General features: G+C 37.7%; 6 protein-coding genes. 4 read left to right on the forward strand and 2 right to left on the reverse strand.

Annotated elements, in window-relative coordinates; all coding sequences use genetic code 11:
* Positions 1–214 precede the first annotated feature (214 nt).
* A complete protein-coding gene (locus AC07UV_RS25435) occupies positions 215–943 on the forward strand; it encodes an integrin alpha (protein ID WP_495185813.1) in 729 nt (242 codons plus the stop codon).
* Between the two features lie 365 nt (positions 944–1,308).
* Entirely contained in the window at positions 1,309–2,643 is a 1,335-nt protein-coding gene (locus AC07UV_RS25440) for a GH1 family beta-glucosidase (RefSeq protein WP_495185814.1), read from the forward strand.
* A 3-nt stretch (positions 2,644–2,646) separates the two neighbouring features.
* Here the strand turns inward: AC07UV_RS25440 and AC07UV_RS25445 are convergent, their stop codons facing one another.
* The gene (locus AC07UV_RS25445) at positions 2,647–3,471 is read right to left on the reverse strand and encodes a hypothetical protein (protein WP_495185815.1); all 825 of its coding nucleotides are present in this window, start codon (positions 3,469–3,471) and stop codon (positions 2,647–2,649) included.
* Between the two features lie 128 nt (positions 3,472–3,599).
* Here AC07UV_RS25445 and AC07UV_RS25450 point away from each other — a divergent pair, with 128 nt between their 5' ends.
* Complete coding sequence (locus AC07UV_RS25450) at positions 3,600–4,118, forward strand: hypothetical protein (RefSeq protein ID WP_495185816.1); 519 nt, start codon at positions 3,600–3,602, stop codon at positions 4,116–4,118.
* A 72-nt stretch (positions 4,119–4,190) separates the two neighbouring features.
* Positions 4,191–4,715 carry a hypothetical protein gene (locus tag AC07UV_RS25455; protein WP_282254837.1) on the forward strand — a complete coding sequence of 175 codons (525 nt, stop codon included), beginning with the start codon at positions 4,191–4,193 and terminating at the stop codon, positions 4,713–4,715.
* 32 nt (positions 4,716–4,747) lie between these two features.
* Here AC07UV_RS25455 and AC07UV_RS25460 read toward each other — a convergent pair whose 3' ends face one another.
* Positions 4,748–5,803, reverse strand: a complete 1,056-nt coding sequence (locus tag AC07UV_RS25460; RefSeq protein WP_495185817.1) for a peptidase associated/transthyretin-like domain-containing protein — start codon at positions 5,801–5,803, stop codon at positions 4,748–4,750.
* Positions 5,804–5,872: the final 69 nt, after the last annotated feature.

Here is a 5,872-nt window from a genome sequence, read left to right on the forward strand (position 1 = left end):
AATATGAGCATTTTTTTTCTGAAAGGATGCAGCAAATAAATAGATTCCATAATCGTTTAAGAAAAAATTAAATAGCAGCCTATTTAGCATCCCGAAAGCGTATTTTACTTCTTTTATTTTTTTTTACGATAAAATACAGCATATGGGTTATTTAAAATTTACGAGCATCTCTTTCTTTCTGGTCCTAGTCTTATCAGCATGCCAAAATAAGGCTATGAATTCAACATCCACAAAACAAGAGGCAGCAGCGGATACAACAATTCCTCCTCAGCAATCACAAGCTGAAAAAGCCCTTCCAGCTGCATCAGCACCAATGATCAATCCGACGGACTCCATGATAGCTGGTCAGGTTTTAGTACCTTTTGCTTATCGCATCTGGGATGATAATAACGTATCCAAAGTGATTAACAACGGCTGGTTGGAACTTCATCGTAAAAACGGAAAATATAACGTTGCACCAGCGAAATATACCATTACTTATGAGAAAGAAGAACCTTGTTCGGGCTTACCCACAGAAACCATAAATCCGCAAAATGATGTGTTGGTGTTTTTTAACATATCCGCTATACAGAATGGTTCAGTAGACAGTATAGCAATTCCCAATAAGATTATTCCCCCCAATAAACCTGCTGAATTTACCTATAAAAATGACCGTTATGAGTTGCGTGCTACTGGTATTGAATTCTATAGGGATGAGGATCAGAAACCCAATGCAAGATATACATTAAAGCTTTTTGTCAACGGTCAATATCAACGGACACTGATCGACCAGACTGCCTATCATGATACAGCGACAGCACTCGAATTTATTGGCGACCTCGATCGGGATGGTAAATTAGACTTTGTTATCTCCAGTCCCCGTGATTACGAAGAATCGAGAACGATCATTATCCTATCCACAGCAGCATATCCATTTGTTGGTACGGTACAGTTTGATTGTTAGTTGGTCTTTTTTTAATATGTCATTTCCTTATTGTAATCTTAAAGATAATAATTTACCGAAAATACGAGATCAAAAATCAAACAATTCCACTGTCTAAGAACAACCAAAATAAAATAGTTATTTTTTCATATATTTAATAAATAATTCATATCCAGTTAATATCAGTTTCGTTCCTTTATAATAGAATAATTAATGCAGTTAACACTTTAATGTATCAATTATGAAAACGATCAACTTTTTTTTCCAACGGATTATATTTAGAATCTTTTTAGGTCGGTTCAGTTCGTTCTATTCACCACTAAGGTTCCATAAAGATTAATTCATATTCAGGTCGGATGACACATCTGACAGCTATATTTCGATAAATGCATTTAACCAAAGATGCCTTTGGCAAAGATTTTATTTGGGGAGTATCTACCGCCGCTTATCAAATCGAGGGGGCACATGATCAACATGGCAAAGGCCCTTCTATATGGGATATCTTTGTAAAGAAAAGAAACCGTATATTTCAAAATCAACATGGCGATCACGCCTGTGATTTCTACAATCGCTATACACAAGACCTCGCATTAATGCAAGGTATGCACATTCCTAATTATCGTTTTTCCTTGTCTTGGAGCCGTATCCTGCCAAATGGTATTGGGCAGCCCAATCAGTCAGGCATGGATTTCTATGATCGCCTGATCGACCTCTCACTGGAACTGGGGATTACACCCTGGGTTACGCTATATCACTGGGATCTCCCCCATGCTTTAGATAAAAAAGGTGGCTGGGTCAACCGTGATGTCAAAGATTGGTTTGGTGAATTTGTATCCACATGTGTTGCCCGTTATGGAGATCGTGTCAAAAATTGGATGGTGCTTAATGAGCCAACCGTATTTACGGCTGCAGGATATTTCTTTGGTGTACATGCTCCGGAAAGAAAAGGTTTGGGCAACTTTCTTGCGGCGGCTCACCATGCTGCATTAGCACAAGCACATGGCGCTAGGATCATAAAATCATTACAACCGGACAGCCAGGTGGGTACGACTTTTTCCTGTTCCCATGTAGAACCATTCACCTCAAGGGAAAAAGATGTGATTGCGGCAAAAAAAGCGGATGTATTACTCAATAGATTGTTCATCGAGCCATTACTGGGCATGGGTTACCCTACACAGGAAATCAAAATTCTCAATCGAATTGAAAAATACATCAAACAGGGTGATGAGAACGATTTAAAGTTTGATATGGACTTTATCGGTATTCAAAATTATACACGTGAAATGATTCGCTATGCCATGTTTGTCCCCTATCTTCAGGCAAAGATCGTGACGGCCAAGGAGCGTAAAGTTGAAATGACCGAAATGAACTGGGAAGTATACCCTAGCTCCATCTACCAAATGCTGAAAAAATTCAGTAGTTACCCCAATATGCCGCCACTCCTTGTTACCGAAAATGGAGCTGCTTTTAAGGATCAAATTGAGCATGGACAGGTACATGATCCCAGACGGTTGAACTATTTGCAAGAAGCCATACAGCATGTCTATCAGGCAAAAGAAGAAGGTGTAAATGTGAAAGGCTACTTCGTCTGGACTTTTTTAGACAATTTTGAATGGGCGGAAGGATATCGGCCACGATTTGGGTTGGTGTATGTTGATTTTCAAAACCAGCAGCGTATTATAAAATCCTCAGGTCACTGGTATGCTAACTTCTTAAAATAAACCTTACTTCTTTTCTGACCGACGTTTCCATCTATTGACAAGTATCAGCAGTAGCGGAATCAATAGGAAGGGTAGTAATAAACTGATTATAGTCACGACTGCATTTCCTCCGTTATCACCTAAAAAGTAAGCCGACAGCGAACCTAACAAAACTGGAACACCAAAGACCACAATTTTCACCCATGCTAATTCGTTCTCATCCTGACGAATATCACGAGTAGGAATATCCTCGACCACGTTAAACTCCTCGGCATTGAAGTAGGCTAAAATTTGTGTTATTTCAGATGCTGTTAACTCCCGTGGTCGCAAAATCTCTCCTTTTACAACAATGAGCAACCCACGCTCGTCCTGTTGAATGCTATCAATATCCTTTGTTCTAAAGTATTTCTTATACCCCATCGGATTAAGGGCATAGCCCTTATAATCATTACTCTCAGGGCAAAGGCAGGAAAAATTATCCGCATTCATTGAAAAAATAATATCCGTATCATCATTCCGACCAGTCTTTATCTGACTTATCACAAAGAGAATACAACTTAATGCCAGAAATTGAAGGATAAGCATCCAAAAGGATAACTGTAATAACCAGGATAAGAGCAAGGCTAAAAAAATCAAACTAAAGGAAAACCATTTCAGATGCACAATGAGGTCTATTTTTCGGCTCAGAAAATAGGTAATAATTACACAGGCAACAGGCGCTATACTTGATTTCCAATCCCAAAAGATGGAAAGAAAACCTAATAAAAAAATAAGACCAAACAAAATCAATGTGGCATAATTCCCCTTTTTACCTAAATTTTTCCGTTCGATTTGGATACTGTTTCCCAAGTTTCAGCGCTTTAAAAATAATGATTTCTTTCTTGTTCGCTTATATATTCGTTAATTGGATAAAGATATTTATATTTATCCAATTAATGAATATATAAATAGAGAGATAAGCAGTGAGAATTTGACTTATGAAGACTTTTCAGTTTAAATCGCACAATGTTAAAAAGGGTTTAATCTTTGGATTTAGCTATTTGATTATCGTTTTTACTATTTTCAGTCTCATCTATGGTGGTATAAATGGTATGGCCGATGCTGTTAATAACTTTGGATCAGCCAAAGTGCTGGGCTTCTTGGTCGCAATCATTGTTATTGGTCCATTTGTTGTGATCCTGCAGCTAATTAACCCCAAAATAGAGGTACATATCGATCATCAACATGTCCTGATCAAACAAAAGAAGAAACCGGATCAGGACATCCCTCTAGGCGATATTTATAGCATGAAGATAAACCATGCATTGGTTAATCAGCTTCAGCTTTTCGATCAGCAAGGACAGTTAATCATAACGATCCACCCCCAACAGGATATGCAAATCATTTACGGGATTGCTACTGAAATAGCACAGCATAAATCCTTCACCCAACAAAAAGGTAGCAAGAAGATCTTTGGTAATCCGGTTGAGACCATGTCTTACACAAGGAAGCTTTAAAACTGAAACAGATTAACATTCTCGACTTGATTCAAAATAACACAAAGATTTTAAATAGAATAAAAATAATACGTGAAGGTATACTATCCAAATAATCAATGGACATTTTATATGATAGCCCCGCTCATTGGCTGGGTGGGGATTTGCTATTTAATCTTTGTCGAGCGAAATTTTTCCTTGGTTCTTATGGGCTTGGTTTTATTTTCTTTTCTTGCTTTTTGCTATTGCCTTTACGAAAGATTTGGAACCAAATTAACCATCTATGCAGATCGGCTGGAACTCCGCCAAAACTTTCAACAGCCCCAATCATTTTACTACACAGATCATGAGTTTGTCGTGGGTCCGACCTATGATACCTATACCCGACAGGTTTTTTCAAAAAAATACGCAGGTCGAGCGCGTTATTTTTTTATCTATCCATTGGATGAAAGTGGCAATCGTGTGAAAATGCTTTCTACTGCGCTTGAACTAAGTATTACTAAGGGTCGATATCGAAAAATCCAAAAAGATTTGTCAGAAAGCTTGAAAAAGCTGAATCTTCTAGCACATTTGCATTATAATAATAACAACGACACTATTATTGTTAGAAATAGATAATCCTGTTTTTAACAGCAGCACAACATTCAAATTTATTTTAGCTCCAGCAGTTCCTTGCCGAATTTTTTCTCAATAAAAGGATTCATCGGTGGGATGCCAAATTTAGTATTGTCCAACCAAAATTTGCTTGTATACCGGCTTTTCAATGCGAGCCAAAGACCTGAAGTAACCTCTTTCTTTACACTCTTGAATTCTTCTTTCGTCATGAATCGACGTTCTTGCGTATAAAACTCACTCAAAAAATCAAAAGGAACAAATTCCGATTTACTACCTCTTTTGATAGCACCGACGTTCATTACCACCCTGCTGACCAACTTACCCTGTTCAGGTTGATCGAGATTTGTCGGCGAATAATTTTCCATGGTTACGCCGGTATATTGCTGCCCTTTGACCTTAAAGAAGCTTACTTCTTTTTGGCTATTGGGTGGAATAATATCAAAATATACCTGTACATCACCACGGGCTGTTTTTTGGATATATCCGGTATTCAGATTATCCGTCCGAATGATTCTCCGCCCTTTATCCTGAACCATAACAAACTTTGACGGAAGATCATTGGCAACAGACTGCGCTTTTATGCGCATCACATGTGGCTTCCATTGCCAAAAATTGCCCATCACCTCTCTAAAATTCTGAGTAGCGATGGAATCCTCAAAAATCCGGTAATCCAAAATACGGTGATAGACTTTCCCATTTTTGTTTTTCAACGGAATATAATATTCAATAATTCCGTCGTAGAAATAACGTGTACGCTTATTGAAAAAAGTAGTATTTCTAAAATACCCTTTCAAAATCAGATAATCATACTGACTCTTATCTTCGATAGCGATCTCATCTATTTTAATGCTACGCGGAATCAATTTGATCAGCTTCTCTTTTCGCAGCTTCGAACTCGATTCATGATAATTATTATAGGAAATATGCTGCAATATGATCTTTGTATTTGCATGCTGCTTCAGCGAATCCATAGCGAACTCCCCTTTCGCATTTGCAACACCTAATAATGTTCCATCTTCAGCGTAAATATTCACTAAAGGCACAGGTTCACCACTCAAACTATCAACGATATGGATTTGAGCAAATAGCATGTTGCAACTAAAAAAAACACACAGGGAAAATAATATTTTTGCCATAAATCAAATTATTGATCCAAAATA

Source organism: Sphingobacterium sp. GW821-FHT03E03, assembly GCF_059420745.1.